This is a genomic window from Arthrobacter sp. Soil782 (assembly GCF_001428435.1).
Taxonomy (GTDB): domain Bacteria; phylum Actinomycetota; class Actinomycetes; order Actinomycetales; family Micrococcaceae; genus Arthrobacter_D; species Arthrobacter_D parietis.
The window spans coordinates 1,278,560-1,292,731 of record NZ_LMSO01000001.1; the positions used below are offsets into that span (position 1 = coordinate 1,278,560).

At 64.1% G+C, this 14,172-nt stretch carries 16 protein-coding genes; 7 read left to right on the forward strand and 9 right to left on the reverse strand.

All coding sequences use genetic code 11. The features are described from left to right. Positions 1 to 129: 129 nt before the first annotated feature. From ASH00_RS06160 to ASH00_RS06180, 5 genes are all read right to left on the reverse strand, one after another. A complete protein-coding gene (locus ASH00_RS06160) occupies positions 130 to 633 on the reverse strand; it encodes a MarR family winged helix-turn-helix transcriptional regulator (RefSeq protein ID WP_056545974.1) in 504 nt (167 codons plus the stop codon). Positions 634 to 755: 122 nt separating this feature from the next. After that, positions 756 to 995 (reverse strand): hypothetical protein, encoded by a 240-nt coding sequence (locus tag ASH00_RS06165; RefSeq protein ID WP_056545975.1) that lies wholly within the window; start codon positions 993 to 995, stop codon positions 756 to 758. Positions 996 to 1,299: 304 nt separating this feature from the next. Further along, the gene (locus ASH00_RS06170; RefSeq protein WP_157359014.1) at positions 1,300 to 2,079 is read right to left on the reverse strand and encodes a GAF domain-containing protein; all 780 of its coding nucleotides are present in this window, start codon (positions 2,077 to 2,079) and stop codon (positions 1,300 to 1,302) included. 97 nt (positions 2,080 to 2,176) lie between these two features. Further along, positions 2,177 to 3,409 (reverse strand): saccharopine dehydrogenase family protein, encoded by a 1,233-nt coding sequence (locus ASH00_RS06175; protein ID WP_056545978.1) that lies wholly within the window; start codon positions 3,407 to 3,409, stop codon positions 2,177 to 2,179. Positions 3,410 to 3,485: 76 nt separating this feature from the next. Further along, positions 3,486 to 4,370 carry a DUF72 domain-containing protein gene (locus ASH00_RS06180; RefSeq protein ID WP_056545980.1) on the reverse strand — a complete coding sequence of 295 codons (885 nt, stop codon included), beginning with the start codon at positions 4,368 to 4,370 and terminating at the stop codon, positions 3,486 to 3,488. Positions 4,371 to 4,572: 202 nt separating this feature from the next. Here ASH00_RS06180 and ASH00_RS06185 point away from each other — a divergent pair, with 202 nt between their 5' ends. Both ASH00_RS06185 and ASH00_RS06190 read left to right on the forward strand, forming a co-directional pair. Beyond that, positions 4,573 to 5,142 (forward strand): hypothetical protein, encoded by a 570-nt coding sequence (locus ASH00_RS06185; protein WP_056545982.1) that lies wholly within the window; start codon positions 4,573 to 4,575, stop codon positions 5,140 to 5,142. A gap of 145 nt (positions 5,143 to 5,287) precedes the next feature. Then, positions 5,288 to 6,577 (forward strand): adenylosuccinate synthase, encoded by a 1,290-nt coding sequence (locus tag ASH00_RS06190; RefSeq protein WP_056545983.1) that lies wholly within the window; start codon positions 5,288 to 5,290, stop codon positions 6,575 to 6,577. A gap of 66 nt (positions 6,578 to 6,643) precedes the next feature. Here the strand turns inward: ASH00_RS06190 and ASH00_RS06195 are convergent, their stop codons facing one another. Continuing rightward, positions 6,644 to 7,381: a SurA N-terminal domain-containing protein gene (locus ASH00_RS06195; protein ID WP_056545985.1), complete on the reverse strand. Its 738-nt coding sequence runs from the start codon at positions 7,379 to 7,381 to the stop codon at positions 6,644 to 6,646. 101 nt (positions 7,382 to 7,482) lie between these two features. Here ASH00_RS06195 and ASH00_RS06200 point away from each other — a divergent pair, with 101 nt between their 5' ends. Then, positions 7,483 to 8,595 carry an alanine racemase gene (locus tag ASH00_RS06200; protein WP_162252843.1) on the forward strand — a complete coding sequence of 371 codons (1,113 nt, stop codon included), beginning with the start codon at positions 7,483 to 7,485 and terminating at the stop codon, positions 8,593 to 8,595. A gap of 3 nt (positions 8,596 to 8,598) precedes the next feature. On the opposite strand, the gene ASH00_RS06205 is transcribed toward ASH00_RS06200, so the two are convergent. Then, on the reverse strand, positions 8,599 to 9,093 hold the full coding sequence (locus ASH00_RS06205; protein WP_056545989.1) for a DUF427 domain-containing protein: 495 nt from the start codon (positions 9,091 to 9,093) through the stop codon (positions 8,599 to 8,601). Positions 9,094 to 9,154: 61 nt separating this feature from the next. Between ASH00_RS06205 and ASH00_RS06210 the strand changes: the two genes are divergently transcribed. The 4 genes from ASH00_RS06210 (at position 9,155) to ASH00_RS06225 (ending at position 12,209) form a co-directional block, all read left to right on the forward strand. Further along, positions 9,155 to 9,961 carry a carbon-nitrogen hydrolase family protein gene (locus ASH00_RS06210; RefSeq protein ID WP_056545991.1) on the forward strand — a complete coding sequence of 269 codons (807 nt, stop codon included), beginning with the start codon at positions 9,155 to 9,157 and terminating at the stop codon, positions 9,959 to 9,961. Positions 9,962 to 10,026: 65 nt separating this feature from the next. Next, positions 10,027 to 11,160: an L-talarate/galactarate dehydratase gene (locus ASH00_RS06215; protein ID WP_056545993.1), complete on the forward strand. Its 1,134-nt coding sequence runs from the start codon at positions 10,027 to 10,029 to the stop codon at positions 11,158 to 11,160. A gap of 67 nt (positions 11,161 to 11,227) precedes the next feature. Continuing rightward, positions 11,228 to 11,926: a FadR/GntR family transcriptional regulator gene (locus ASH00_RS06220; RefSeq protein WP_056545995.1), complete on the forward strand. Its 699-nt coding sequence runs from the start codon at positions 11,228 to 11,230 to the stop codon at positions 11,924 to 11,926. Between the two features lie 19 nt (positions 11,927 to 11,945). Further along, entirely contained in the window at positions 11,946 to 12,209 is a 264-nt protein-coding gene (locus ASH00_RS06225) for a glutaredoxin family protein (RefSeq protein ID WP_056545997.1), read from the forward strand. Here the strand turns inward: ASH00_RS06225 and ASH00_RS06230 are convergent, their stop codons facing one another. Together ASH00_RS06230 and ASH00_RS06235 are read right to left on the reverse strand one after the other, a co-directional pair. Then, positions 12,210 to 12,611, reverse strand: coding sequence for a universal stress protein (locus ASH00_RS06230; protein ID WP_056545999.1), 402 nt, complete (start codon positions 12,609 to 12,611; stop codon positions 12,210 to 12,212). A 22-nt stretch (positions 12,612 to 12,633) separates the two neighbouring features. Further along, complete coding sequence (locus tag ASH00_RS06235; RefSeq protein ID WP_056546000.1) at positions 12,634 to 14,148, reverse strand: tripartite tricarboxylate transporter permease; 1,515 nt, start codon at positions 14,146 to 14,148, stop codon at positions 12,634 to 12,636. Positions 14,149 to 14,172 lie beyond the last annotated feature (24 nt).

Below are 14,172 nucleotides of genomic sequence, written 5' to 3' on the forward strand. Positions count from 1 at the left end.
CGCCGGTTTCCCACCCGAGAGGCGAAGTAACGGTAGAGCGCGTCCTCTTCCTGATCGCTGAGGTGCCCGTCGGGTGGTGGTGCGCTAGACCACTTTAACCTGCGGTCAAAGCGTTGAAATTCCCCGGTTTCAGGCGCTCTGGCGGTCGCCGCGAACCGAAGCTGAAAGAGAAATCAGCTGCGAATCCGCCAAGCCGGCCTGCTGCTGATCGGCGTTGGAGACCGCAGGACGAAGAGAAACTATGACGTTCTCCAACGCGGCACGGAGGTTCTGATTCGCCAGCCCGGTGGACCGATCGAATTCTTCCTCTTCTGCCTCCAGAGTCGACAGGAGTTGCCGGCCGATAGCAGTGAGCTCGACCAGGAGGACGCGGCGGTCCTCTTGGTCGCGCACGCGGTGCACAAAGCCTCGCAGCTCCAGCCGCTCCACGGTCTTGCCCACGGTCTGGGGCTGGATATGCAGCACGGCGGCCAGGCGGGCCTGGGCAACCGCCGATTGATCGGAGAGGACCCGCAATAGAGTCAGGCCGGAGTGGGTGATCCCATGGGCTTTCAGCCGCTCATTCTCGTAGCGTTCGTTCATCCGGGCTGCAGTGTTGAGCAGCCGCCCGATCGGCCATGAGTTGATTTCCACTGGTTCCCAACTTCCCTTTGTGCCAGCCCGGCCACCTCACTTGCGGGCTGTTGATAGGTAAGCCTACTGATGGTGTCCCTATTTCACCTGAGTATTATGCCGTGGTTTCACACAAGAAATGCTCAACCCTGGACAAGCCGGATCAGGGGCGCGTCCTGTTCGTCCAGTTGAGCATCGCGGCGGTCAAGTTCATCTGTGAGTTCTTCCTTGCGGATTTCCGTCTCGAACGACGGCATGCCGTCACGAACGTATTCAAGGTCAAGCTCGCGGTGCACCTTGCTGTTGAGGATCTCCACCTCAGTGAGCTCGAGCTCACTGAGGTCTTCGGGGAATGGGTCGGAGGGGCCGAGTTTGGAACTCAAAGTAATCGCCTATCGATCAGCACTTTCGGGCCTGCTTCTGGACCCCAGCCCAAGATGCGAAATCTCGTGGCAGTCAGAATCATAACCGTCCCGTAATCCTGATGTGTTTCACCTGGATTATGTGTGCGTAGCACCCACTCAACATGCGGCGGTTATCGCTGCGAGACAGTAGATCGGTCACGCTTCGCCGAGTACAGGAAAGCGATCGCAGAACACGGCATCCGTTCAGCGCAGTCCGCGCCCGTCCAGACCCACTTCACTTAACCGACTCGCGCCCTGAGCCCACGAAAGCTCGCGCCCGGCATCAACGGTTGAGAATTTCTTCCTGGACGAGGCGGGCCAGGTCCTTGAGGAACTGATCGTCTTCGACGGAAAAGTCGCGTGGTTTCTGATCGATGACGCACAGTGTGCCCACGGTCCATCCACCGGGCCCCCGTAAGGGGTAACCGGCGTAGAAGCGGATGAATGGCTCGCCGAGCACGAGTGGGTTCTCCCGGAACCGTTCGTCCTCGAGTGCATCGTTGATAATGAGCGGGCCCGCGCTCCGGACCGTCGTATTGCAGAAAGTGATCTCCCGCGGCAGATTCTGCTCAATCGGCCCAAGCACCGATTTGAGAAACAAGCGCCGGTCATCGAGCAAAGCGATGATTGACGAGCTGACCTGGAAGTGCTCCTTCGCCTGTTGCGTGTACCGATCAAACCGGGCCTCGGGGACGGAGTCCAGTAAGCGGGTCCGGTCCAATGCAGCCAAGCGTTCATTCTCCTGCTCGACGGCGCTGAACAGGAAGGCCCCTGCCGCGCCGAGCCCCCGCAGCGGGTCCCTGTCGGTGAAGTCGGCATCGTTCTCGGAATGAAGCGGCACACGGGTCTGCACCGTTGTCGCCTCAAGCAGTTCATTAGCGGCTTCGGCCAGAAGATTCCGTTCCAAAGACGGCAATGACAGTAGGCCCGTCAGGTAGCACTGCACCTCGAACGCTGAGACGCCGCCTCCAAGCCCGTAGTAACGGATCCATAGATCCTCAACAGTCAACTCCGCCTCAAACAAAGCCGTGGACGTCATCTCAATCTGCACTTGCTCGTTCAACGTACCTCCAGGGCAATCCAACTAGCGATCCCAGCAGCAGCCGAGCAGTAGGCTGGGATGATAAGCGTGCTGATCATCCCAGCCTAAGCGCTTTTCGTCAGGTGAGGGGAATGACCTCGTAGGTATGGCCTGCCGCGCGCAGTCTCTCCACCAGGACGTCGCCGAGGGCGGTCGCCGGGGTCAGCGATCCTGCAGCGGGCGGCAGGCGGTCGCCGTCGAGGGCAAGTGAGAGCGCTGCCTCCCCGGCCATCACGGCGGTCGCCGCGTATCCCGGGTCGCCGGGCCCAGCTGCGATGGCCCGGTATCGCCGGCCGCTCTGGGTGGAAGCCGTCACCTGGGAACGGAACCAGCCTGAGCGCCGCGCGGCCTCGCTCGGGCCTGCGCCGGGGGATGGAAGGACGCGGTCCAGTAGTTTCCTCGTGAAAGGTAGGGCCAGGGCGGCTCCGAACGCCCGCAGGCCGAACGCCGTCGCTCCGGCAAGAACGGCGCCGGCGGGGCCCCGCCCCGTACCCATCACCTCGCCGTACCGCAGGGACCGGCCGTAGGCCCAACCCTGCAGGGCATTACTGCGACGCACTATCCGCGTGTTCACTGACGCCATGATGAAGGGCGCGGTCCACAGGCCGTCCTCCGCACGGCCGACCCACGCCAGGTCTTTCGGTTGCGGGGTTGCGGGGTCCGCCGTCCGGTCCGGACTGAGGGAGTAGGGATCGCCCGCGAGGAAACGCAGCGCAGGATCCGAACGCACGCCGTCGAGCTGCCCGCGCATCGACTCGATGGTGCCGCCGCTGAAGCCACCCTTCGCCCTGGCCACGAGCTGCACCTCGGTCAGTCCGACCGCGCCGTCGGTCTCCGCGGCGCGGTGCAGGAGGAGCGCTGCGAGGTCCGACGGGACAGAGTCATAGCCGCACGCATGGACGATCCGTGCGCCGGTAGTCCTTGCCATGGCGTCGCAACGGTCGATGGCTTCACGGATGAAGGACACCTCGCCCGTCAGGTCCCCGTAGTGGGTGCCGGCGCGGGCGCACGCTTTGACGACGGGCAGTCCGTACTTCGCGTAGGGACCGACCGTGGTGAAGAGCACCCTGGTGCCCGCGGCCAGCGCAGCGAGCGAGTCAGGATGATCCGAATCGGCCTCGATGAGCGCCCAACCGTGTGCGGCGACGGGCAGCTTGGACCGTACGGCCTCGAGTTTTCCTCTCGACCTCCCGGCGAGTCCCACGCGCAGGTCCGGCGGAGCGTGGTCCGCAAGATAGCGGGCGATCAGTTCACCGACGAAGCCGGTCGCACCGAAAAGGACGAGGTCGTGGTCACGCGCTGGTGCCTCCATGCCAGCAGTCTTCCATGGCAGCGGCTTCGCGACATATGTGGGCGGATTCCCGGAGCTGATGCAACCACTCCGGGCCTTACGAGGGCGCAGCGCCGTCGTCGTTCTGGGCTTCGCACCCGCGCAATCGCTGAGCGAGCCCGATTGCGTTGAACGGGGCGTGGACCTTCACATCGTTGTCGAAATATACGTAGGCGTCGCGACCGCGCCCGTCCGGGCAGGCACGCCCGGACAGCCAGCCCTCACAAAGCGTCGCCCATTCGTCCAGTTCTGTATCCGTGTATCCGCTGGTGTAGAGCTCGGTGCTGCCGTGCAGCCGGACATAGACGACGTCGCCGGTCACCTCCCGGAACTGCGGCCACTTGTCTGCCGAGTCCGCCACCACCAGCCCGACGCCGTGACGCCGCAGAATCTCGTAGCATTCTGCGGTGTCGAAACTCTCATGCCGAGGCTCGAGCACATGGTGAATGGGCCGGTCCGCGTCAGTTGTGACCCAGTCCCGGTCCTTGAGCCGCTCATCGTGGCCGCGGGCGAGGGAGGCCGCCGCCGTCGTCGTTCTGGGTAGTTGAGAGAAGAAAGTATCCAGGAGTTCCGGATCGAAGCGGCGGGTAGCTGGCAGCTGCCAGAGAACGGGCCCGAGTTTCTCGCCAAGGGCAAGCACTCCGGAGGCGAAGAAGTTGGCCAGCGCGGTCTCGGCATTCCGTAGTCCGAGCATGTGCGTGATGTAGCGCGGGCCCTTGACGGAGAACCGGAAGCCGTCCGGCACGGTGTCCCGCCAGCGGAGGAAGCTGTCGCGATGCTGGAGCGAGTAGAAGGTCCCGTTGATCTCGATGGTGTCGAGCTGGGACGCCGCGTACTCAAGTTCGAGGCGCTGCGGAAGGCCGGCCGGGTAGAAGGACTTGCGCCAGGGTGCGTACCGCCAACCGGAGATGCCGCAGCGGGCTTGGGCCTGGGAATCCGACATGGGCGAACGCTACCCCGCACGGCGCTTCCGGCACCAGTGGCGCCCGACAGTTGGCAGAGGCAATTGTCCTTGTTGCGGGAGTCGTGTCAGGCGTAAAATGCAGTCCTCAGTTCACTGTTGGGGGCCGACGTGAAAGGAGTCGGAAACACCCGTTCCCTCACGTCCGCCGCGACCAGCGTGGCACCCAGAGAAGCTGAACATCATGGATTCCGCCCTACCCCGCGTTTCCCTGCGAACCTCCTATTCACCTCCGCGCATTGCACTCTTTGCAGTCGGCGCCACGGCAGCCTGGATTCTGTCCGTGACGATCGGCGCTCTGCTCGAGGTTGATCCGTGGGTCGCGAAGGTTGCCCTCATTGTGCATACCATTTCCCTGGTCGCGGCATTCGGTGCTGTCCTGCTGGTCGACTGGGTCGGGTTCCTCTGGCTGATCTCCCGGCGGAAACTGGTTGAAACCAGCCGGATAGAGTCCGCGGCCATGCCCATCATCTGGGGTGGGCTCGCAGGCTTGCTGGTCACCGGCGCCCTGATCAACCCGGCCATGGAAAATCCCCTGACCATCATCAAGGTCTCCGCGGTGCTGGTGTTGATGCTCAACGGGATCCTCCTCATACCGTGCATGCGACGGCTGAACTCCATGCCGGCAGGGACCCGGTTTGGCGACGTCCCCGGCGGGATGCGGGTTCATCTGCTGATCTGCCTCGCAATTTCGCAAACCTGCTGGTGGACGGCGATGGTTGTCGGGTTCATCAACAGCTCAGACCTTCTCTAGCGTCCCCCGTTATGTTGTCCGCTAAACTTGGGTGGTAAGAGCCCCGGACTTCTTACAAGTCTTGGGGCATTCTCATGCACGGCGGCACCTTTTCGCGCGGCACGCGGCGCGCACTTGTTGCCGCCAAACAATGGGGGAGGATCCCATGCCAGCAATCGTGATCGTCGGAGCCCAGTGGGGCGATGAAGGCAAAGGCAAGGCCACAGACCTGCTCGGCGGGCGCGTGGACTACGTAGTGAAGCCAAACGGCGGCAACAACGCCGGGCACACCGTCGTCGTCGGCGGAGAGAAGTACGAGCTCAAGCTCCTTCCCGCCGGTATTCTCAGCCCCAACGCCATTCCGATCATCGGCAACGGCTGCGTCATCAACCTCGAGGCTCTGTTCCAGGAGATCGACGGGCTGGAGGCACGCGGCGCTGACACCTCGAAGCTGCGCGTTTCCGCCAACGCACACCTCGTTGCTCCGTACCACCAGGTCCTCGACAAGGTCACTGAACGCTTCCTCGGCAAGCGCGCCATTGGAACCACCGGCCGCGGCATCGGACCGGCCTACATGGACAAGGTCGCGCGCCTTGGCATCCGCGTACAGGACGTCTTCGACGAGTCCATCCTCCGCCAGAAGGTTGAGGGATCGCTCAAGCAGAAGAACGAACTGCTGCTCAAGGTGTACAACCGGCGGGACGTCGAGGTCGAGGAGATCGTCCAGTACTTCGTGTCCTTCGCCGACCGGCTGCGCCCGCTGGTCATCGATTCGACGTATGTGCTCAACGAAGCGCTCGACGCCGGCAAGGTGGTCCTCATGGAGGGCGGCCAGGCCACGTTCCTCGACGTGGACCACGGCACCTACCCGTTCGTGACGTCGTCGAACCCGACCGCGGGTGGAGCGTCGGTGGGCTCCGGCATCGGACCCACCCGGATCAGCCGCGCCGTTGGCATCATCAAGGCGTACACCACACGGGTAGGCGCGGGGCCGTTTCCCACCGAACTGTTCGATGACATGGGCATCTACCTGCAGAAGACCGGCGGTGAGTTCGGCGTGAACACCGGCCGGCCGCGCCGCTGCGGCTGGTATGACGCCGTGCTGGCACGCCACGCCGCGCGCGTCAACGGCTTCACAGACTACTTCGTGACCAAGCTCGATGTCCTCACCGGTATCGAGCAGATTCCGGTGTGCGTGGCCTATGACGTGGACGGCGTCCGCCACGATGAAATGCCCATGACGCAGACCGAGTTCCACCACGCCAAGCCGATCTTCGAGTACTTTGCCGGCTGGACCGAGGACATTACCGGCGCACGCACCATTGAGGACCTGCCGGAGAACGCCCAGGCCTACGTGCGGGCGCTCGAGAAGATGTCCGGTGCCCGGTTCTCGGCGATCGGCGTTGGCCCGGACCGCGACCAGACGATCGTGATCAATGATCTGATCGGCGGCTAGCTTTCCTCATAAGAGCGGCCAGGTTCCCGTTGCGGGGACCTGGCCGTTCTTATTGTCCGGGTTGGCTCAAAGATTACTGACGACGTCGGCCTTTTCACGCAGCTTCTCTACCAGTGCAAGCGCGACTTCCGACGTTTTCTGCTGCTTGGCCTGCTGCTCAAGCTGCGACTTCACTTCCTCATACGGCGGGATCTCCGCACCCTGGGCGGCGGCTCCGGAGGCCTTCGCCTCTTCATACAGAGCCTTCAGCTCCTCCTCGGTAGGCGCGGCGCCAGCGCCTTCCTCGGCGAGCAGCGCATCGATTCGGACCTGCTGCTTGATTTGCTCGGTGGCTTCCTCCTTGGGAATGCCCTGCTTCTCTTCAAGCGCCGCGAACAGCTCGTCAGCGGACGTGAACTGGTTCGATGCAACCAGCTCATCAGTTGTCGCTGTGATGGCTTCCTCGCTGGCTTCGATCCCACGGGCGTCAGCCTCCTGGATGAGAAGCTTGTTGCCGATGAGGTTATCGAGTGTCTGTGTCTTCAGCTGTTCCTGGTCGACTTCCTGCCCGGTCACCTGGGACTGCATGGACATTTGCGTGAAGGCACCCTCATAGGAAGTGGTGAATTCTTCCTTGGTGACCTCGATGCCATTGACGGTTGCGACGACGTCCGGAACCCCTTCAAGATCGGGGGTAGGGGCTTCAGCCGGTGTGCTTGCTGCACTTTCACTCGGTGCAGGCTCTGCCTCGGTGTTACCGGCGCAGCCAGTTGCGAAGGCGAGCGAGCCCGCCAGGACAACGCTCAAGAGCAACTTCTTCTTCACGGACTCTCCTCATATTGATGACCGACGTAAAACTCTAACAATCGGGAATGTGTGTCGACTCGGCGTCGGCTGGACGGACGCTGGACGGTAGGATGCGCAAGATGCCGAACCTCAGCGCCGACCTGCATTTGACCAGCCTCCCGCAGCTGCTGCTTGATGTTGATGCCATTGATGCCAACATTGAGCTCAAGGAGCAGTGGGCGGTGGAACACTCCATGGTGCTGGCTCCGCATATCAAAACAACGATGACCCGCGAAATAGTCCAGCGTCAGCTTCCGGGTTCGTGGGGAGTAACAGTCGCGACGACGGCGCAGGCAGCCCATGCCGTGGGCTGGGGTGCCCGGCGGATCCTGATTGCCAACGAAGTGGTGTTTCCTCCGCTGGTCCGCGAACTGCGCCGGCTGCTGGAGATCAATCCGTCCGTCGAGGTGTACTGCCTGGCTGACTCTTCGGCTGCCGTCTCAGCACTCGCGCGCGGATTCGAGGACACTGACCGGCAGCTGTTCGTGCTGCTCGACGTCGGTATTCCGGGCGGGCGCACCGGCATCCGACATCCTGCGGAGGCTCCCCGTCTCGCCGCAGCGGTGAAGGATGCCCGCGGTCTCCGCCTCGCGGGCGTCAGCGCCTACGAGGGAATTGCGCCGAATGTAAGGACCCCCGAGAACCTCGCGGTGATCGACGCGCACTGCCGGACGGCGATGGAAGTCTTCGATGCGTTGCGGAGCCAGTTCGAGGTCGAGCGGCCGCTCTTCTCGGTCGGCGGGTCGGCCTTTCAGGACCGTGCTGCACAATTCCTTCCGGAAGGAGCATTGAGCGTGCTCCGTTCCGGCTGCTACGTCATTCATGACCACGGCACCTACGCGGATGTTTCCCCGTTGCCGGACCTGCGGGCCGCAGCGGTGGTGCGCGCCGTCGTACTTTCCGTGCCGGAAGAGGGGCGGGCAATCGTGGGTGCGGGGAAGCGGGAGCTGGCGTACGACGCCGGCCTGCCCACCCTGGTGGCCCACCACCGGGACGGCGAGGCGCTGCCTGAGCCAACGGGCGTCGTCGTTCGGTTGTTTGACCACCATGCGGTGGTGGACAGCGCCGGGTCCCTTCAGGTGGGCGACACCGTTGATCTCGGCATTTCCCACCCCTGCTCCGTCTTTGACCGGTGGCGAACGGCGCTTGCAGTGCACGGCAACTCAACGGAGCTGTGGCACCCGCAGTTCTGAGGGCTACCAGCCCCAGGTACCCGGCGGGCCCTTGAAGGGACCCACCACCTTCGAGGTGATCCAGCCGCCGTAGAAGTCGCCGGGCTGAGCCTGGACCACCTCATTGTCAACGAGGCAACGGTCCATCCGGCCCGGATACACGGCTACGGTTCCGGACAGCTGCTCAAAGCCGGCCGTGGGTTCAAGGTACGTCCAGGCGGACCGTTCCGCGCGCTCTGAGCCGGCAACGACGTCGTAATAGGTGGCCGCTCCCTTGAATTCACACCAGGTGGTTCCCTCCACCCGGTGTAGGGTACCCGGAGCGAAATCAGCCTGCGGCACATAGAAGACGGGCGGATGGCTCGTTTCCAGAACGCGCATGGCGCGCTGAGTCCGCGCGATCTCCTGACCGCCGAATTCGAGGACGACGACGCCCGGATAGCTCTCGACGCGGGGCGGGCGCGGGTAGTCCCACACCGATTCCTGGCCCGGCCCCGGCTGATCTCTCGTGATACCCATAGCGCCACGCTACTCTTCGGTACCCTTGAAGCAGCCCCACTTCCTATCCGAGAGGTCCGCGATGAAGATCAGTGTTGGACAATTCAGGCCGGGCGGGGACGTCTCCGCGAACGTTGCGACCATGCGCGAGCTCGCGGGCCAGGCTGTGGAGGATGGGTCGGAGCTGATTGTCTTCCCCGAGGAATCCATGTTCTCGATCGGGAAAGTTGAAGGTGCGCTCGCTGCGGCTGTGGACGCAGGCTGGTCCGTCTTCGTGCAGCAGCTCTCATTCCTCGCGGCGGAACTGAAGATCGCCGTCGTCGCCGGCGGGTATGAGTCCAGCGGCGAGGAACGCCCCTACAACACGCTGGTGCTCATCGACGCCACCGGGCGGATTGTGGATACCTACCGCAAACTGCACCTCTATGACGCCTTCAGCTACTCCGAGTCGCAGCGCATCAAACCGGGCGACGGCGGTGTCACCGTGGTGCCTGTCGGTAGCCTCAATGTGGGGCTGATGACCTGCTACGACCTCCGTTTCCCGGAGCAGGCGAGGGCACTGGCTGACCGCGGTGCCGACGTCGTGCTGGTGCCTGCCGCTTGGTTCAAGGGGGACCACAAGATTGAGCACTGGGAGACGTTGCTGCGCGCGAGGGCCATCGAGAATACGGTGTGGATTGCGGCGGCGGGGACGTCGTCCTCACACACGATCGGGCACTCGGCCATCCTCGATCCGATGGGCGTTCCGCAGGTTTTCCTGAACGACGAGGAGCAGGGTGTGGTGACGGCCGAGGTGAACCGGAAGCGCATCGAAGAGGTGCGTGAATTCCTGCCGGTGCTCCGTAACCGCCGGTTCGCGCGGAATGAGGAGATCGTCGAGGGTCACTAGCTTGTAGGACAAGTTATGTAGTTGTACTATAAGTTATCCGATCCGCTCTTTAGAAGGCTTCCGCGATGACTTACACGCCCGATGCGATCCGCCACGTTCAACTCTCCACCGTCACGCTGCCGCTGGCCACACCGATCTCCGACGCCAAGGTTTTCACCGGCAGGCAGAAGCCCATGACCGAAGTGGTCTTCCTCCTCGCGGAGATCCTCACGGAGCAGGGGGTGTCCGGGCTCGGCTTCTCCTACTCGAAGCGGGCAGGCGGCCCGGCGCAGTATGCACACGCGAGGGAGGTCGCCGAGATACTGATCGGTGAGGATCCCAACGACATCGCCAAGCTGTATAACAAGTTGCTCTGGGCAGGCGCCTCGGTGGGCCGCTCCGGTGTTGCCACCCAGGCGCTCGCTGCACTGGACATCGCGCTGTATGACCTGAAGGCGAAGCGCGCCGGACTCCCGCTGGCCAAGCTGCTCGGCTCCTACCGGGACTCGGTGCGCACCTACAACACCTCCGGAGGCTTCCTCAACGCGTCGATTGACGAGGTGAAGGAGCGTGCCTCGCAGTCACTCGCCGAGGGTATCGGCGGCATCAAAATCAAGGTTGGTCTGCCGGATTCCGCGGAGGATCTGCGCCGCGTCGCGGCGGTTCGCGAGCACATTGGCCCGGACGTGCCGCTCATGGTGGACGCGAATCAGCAGTGGGACCGCGCCACCGCCCTGCGCATGGGGCGCAAGCTTGAGCAGTTTGATCTGGTCTGGATTGAAGAACCCCTGGACGCGTACGACGCCGAGGGGCACGCCGCGCTGGCACTGGCACTTGATACCCCCATCGCCACGGGCGAGATGCTCGCCTCCGTCGCCGAGCATGAGCGGCTGATTGCCACCCGCGCCTGCGACATCATCCAGCCTGACGCCCCGCGCGTCGGCGGCATTACCCAGTTCCTCAGGCTCGCCACCCTGGCGGACCAGGCGGGGCTGGACCTTGCGCCGCATTTCGCCATGGAAATTCACCTGCATCTCGCCGCTGCGTATCCGCGCGAGCCGTGGGTTGAGCACTTCGACTGGCTGGACCCGCTGTTCAACGAACGGCTTGAGACCCGTGAAGGCCGCATGATCGTCCCCGACCGCCCGGGGCTGGGCGTGACCTTCAGCGACCAGGCGCGGGCGTGGACCACGGACAGCGTCGAGTTTGGCCGGCGCTGATCAGGCTGGCTGTGGCAGGCAGCGGCCCTGGCCGTGTCAGACGTGACGTCGTGTCAGCATTAAGCGCATGAAGCAAACGCTGGCAGTCTCGCTCGTCGACAGCCTCCGCCGTCGGATTGTGGATGGCACCATCCCTTCCGGCGAGAAGCTGCCGAGCGAAAGCGCGCTCATCGGCGAGTTCGGCGTCAGCCGCACAGTGGTGCGGGAGGCCGTATCGCGCCTCCAGGCCGAGGGGCTTGTGTACACCCGGCGGGGGAGCGGCAGTTTCGCGCTGACCCCGCCGTCCCCGGACGAAGACTCGACGGGCGGCATGCGCCGGCCCCGGACCCTGGCGGAGCGGCGCGCGCTGCTGTCATTTCGCGCGGGGGTGGAGAGTGAGGCGGCTGCGCTCGCGGCCGGTAACGCCACGCCTGCGATGATTGCCGCGCTCGATAGCGCCCTCGAGGCATTCGACGCAGCCGGCAACCACGCGGCAACGGCGGTCTCCTGCGACTTCGCCTTCCACCGGGCTGTGGCCGAGGCCAGCGGAAACTTCTACTTCGTTGACGCGCTGCTGTCGCTGGGGCCAGCCATGATTGCGATGCCGCCTGAGCGTCTTGAACCAGCCGACGACGGCGGCCAGTCAGAGCGGTTGCAGCGCGTCGCCGCGGAGCATCGTGCGGTGCGCAACGCGATAGCTGCGGGGGATCCACTGACCGCCGCCGCTGCCATGCGGCTGCACCTCGCGAACTCGCGGTCCCGCTTGGGCGGGGAGCCCGGTTCCTAGCTCGCCGTACGATGGACGCATGAGCACAAACCCAGAAACCATCCGGATGTACGGGGCCGACTGGTGCCGTGACTGCATCCGCACCAAGCGGCAGCTGGACGAACTCGGCATCAGCTACGAGTACATCAACCTCGTTGAAACGCCGGATGCCGCTGAAGAAGCCAAGAGCATCTCCGGCAGGACCAACATTCCGGTAGTGGTGTACCCGGACGGCGCGCATCAGGTCGAACCGACCAACCCTGACGTTGAGGCGAAGCTTCGCGAGCTGAACCTTCTCGGCTAACTAGTCCCGGCCGTCCGGCTTCACCGCGAGTACCGGGCGGTCCGCCTGCAGGAGGATGCGCTGCGCGTGTGAGCCCATGATGAACTTGCCCACCTGCGTGCGCTGGCGAAGGCCGATCACGATCAGCGAGACGTCGTGTTCGACCGCGAGCTCGAGGATTTCGTCCGCGAGGTCATCCCTGTGGGAGGGGCGAAGAACGCGTGCGGTGATGCCGGCGTCGGCGGCTGATTTTTGCAGCCGCGAAAGGTCTTCGTCACTGGCAACCGACTTGTCCACGCGGGAGCCCTCGCGCACGGAGTTGACGATCAGCAGCTCCTCGCCGCGGAGCTTCGCCTCGGTGATCGCTGCAGCGACGGCCGCTTCGCCGACGGGTGTGGGCACGTAGCCGACCATGATGCTCATGGGTTCTCCTAGAAGTGTGCGATTAGGAATCTGCGTTGACGCGGGTGGTGTCGTGCTGGCGGCGGGCCAGGGCGGACTTGATCATGGGGCCTACTGCTACCAGGACGAAGATCACCAGCAGGGTGGCCGAGATGGGGCGGGTGAGGAAGCCCGAGACGTCGCCTTCGAGTACCAGCAGCGAGCGGCGGAGGTTCGACTCGAGGAGCTCACCGAGTACGAACGCCAGAACCAGCGGCCCGGGCTCGAAGCCGAACTTCTTCATCAGATAGCCGAGCGCCCCGAAGAGCACCACGAGCAGCACATCGAACATTGAATTACGGATGGTGTACGCGCCGAGGATGGTGATCAGCGCCGTGATGGGGGCGAGGATGGCGGCCCGAACCCGCAGGATCTTCACGAACAACCCCACCAGCGGGATGGACAGGATCAGGAGCAGGATGTTCCCGATGTACATGGAGTTCACCACGCCCCAAAACAGCTCCGGGTCTTCGGAGATCAGCTGCGGCCCGGGGGTGATGCCGTGAATCAGCAGCGCACCGAAGATGATGGCCATCGTGGCGTTGGCTGGGATGCCAAGCGTGAGCAGCGGGATAAAGGAGCTCGTCGCAGCCGCGTTGTTGGCGGTCTCCGGTCCGGCTACGCCCTCGACGGCACCTTTGCCGAAGCGGGAGGGGTCCTTGGCCCGCTTCTTCTCCACCGCGTAGGACACCATGGAGGAGATCGTTGCCCCTCCGCCGGGAAGGATGCCGAGGAAGAAGCCCAGGACGGAGCCGCGGCCGATAGCGCCGGAGGATTTGCGCAGGTCCGCGCGGGAGGGCCACACGTTGGCAACCTTCGCCGGTGCGCTGACCGCCCGGTGGCGCTCCTCAAGGTTGTAGAGGATCTCGCCGATTCCGAACAGACCCATCGCAATGGGTACGAAGTCGATGCCGTCTGCGAGGCTCAGGTTACCGAAGGTAAACCGTTCGGCGCCGGTGAAGACGTCGCGGCCGACGGTCGCCAGTAGCAGGCCGACTGCGGCGGCGATGAGTGCCTTGATCTTGGTTCCACCGCTGATGGTTGCAACCAGCAGGATGCCGACAAGCGCGAGCGCCGTGTATTCCGGCGGGCCGAAGTCGAGCGCGAAGCTGGCTACGAGCGGCGCCAGGAAGGTGAGGCCGATAATGGCGACCGTCCCGCCGATGAATGAACCGATGGCCGCGATGCCCAGGGCGGTTCCGGCTTTGCCCTGCTTGGCGAGGACGTAACCGTCAAACACGGTCACCACGGAGCTCGCCTCGCCGGGAAGCCGCAGGAGGACGGAGGTGATAGTTCCGCCGTATTGGGCGCCGTAGAAGATGCCGGCGAGCATGATGATTGCGGTGACCGGGTCAATGCCGTAGGTCAGGGGCAGCAGGATTGCGATGGTTGCTGCGGGGCCGAGGCCCGGCAGCACGCCGATGAGCATGCCGATGACGACGCCCATCAGGCAGTAGAGGAGGTTCTGCGGGTCCAGCACTACGCCGAAGCCGTTCAGAACCGGGTCGAAGAAATCCATGGTGGGTCCTTTGGTCCGTCAGGT

Excerpts from the sequence above, each read along its gene's own strand:
- ASH00_RS06175 (WP_056545978.1), bottom strand. The coding sequence starts at position 3,409 with ATGGAGGCACCAGCGCGTGACCACGACCTCGTCCTTTTCGGTGCGACC.
- ASH00_RS06180 (WP_056545980.1), bottom strand. The coding sequence starts at position 4,370 with ATGTCGGATTCCCAGGCCCAAGCCCGCTGCGGCATCTCCGGTTGGCGG.
- ASH00_RS06185 (WP_056545982.1), top strand. The coding sequence starts at position 4,573 with ATGGATTCCGCCCTACCCCGCGTTTCCCTGCGAACCTCCTATTCACCT.
- ASH00_RS06190 (WP_056545983.1), top strand. The coding sequence starts at position 5,288 with ATGCCAGCAATCGTGATCGTCGGAGCCCAGTGGGGCGATGAAGGCAAA.
- ASH00_RS06200 (WP_162252843.1), top strand. The coding sequence starts at position 7,483 with ATGCCGAACCTCAGCGCCGACCTGCATTTGACCAGCCTCCCGCAGCTG.
- ASH00_RS06205 (WP_056545989.1), bottom strand. The coding sequence starts at position 9,093 with ATGGGTATCACGAGAGATCAGCCGGGGCCGGGCCAGGAATCGGTGTGG.
- ASH00_RS06210 (WP_056545991.1), top strand. The coding sequence starts at position 9,155 with ATGAAGATCAGTGTTGGACAATTCAGGCCGGGCGGGGACGTCTCCGCG.
- ASH00_RS06215 (WP_056545993.1), top strand. The coding sequence starts at position 10,027 with ATGACTTACACGCCCGATGCGATCCGCCACGTTCAACTCTCCACCGTC.
- ASH00_RS06220 (WP_056545995.1), top strand. The coding sequence starts at position 11,228 with ATGAAGCAAACGCTGGCAGTCTCGCTCGTCGACAGCCTCCGCCGTCGG.
- ASH00_RS06225 (WP_056545997.1), top strand. The coding sequence starts at position 11,946 with ATGAGCACAAACCCAGAAACCATCCGGATGTACGGGGCCGACTGGTGC.
- ASH00_RS06230 (WP_056545999.1), bottom strand. The coding sequence starts at position 12,611 with ATGAGCATCATGGTCGGCTACGTGCCCACACCCGTCGGCGAAGCGGCC.
- ASH00_RS06235 (WP_056546000.1), bottom strand. The coding sequence starts at position 14,148 with ATGGATTTCTTCGACCCGGTTCTGAACGGCTTCGGCGTAGTGCTGGAC.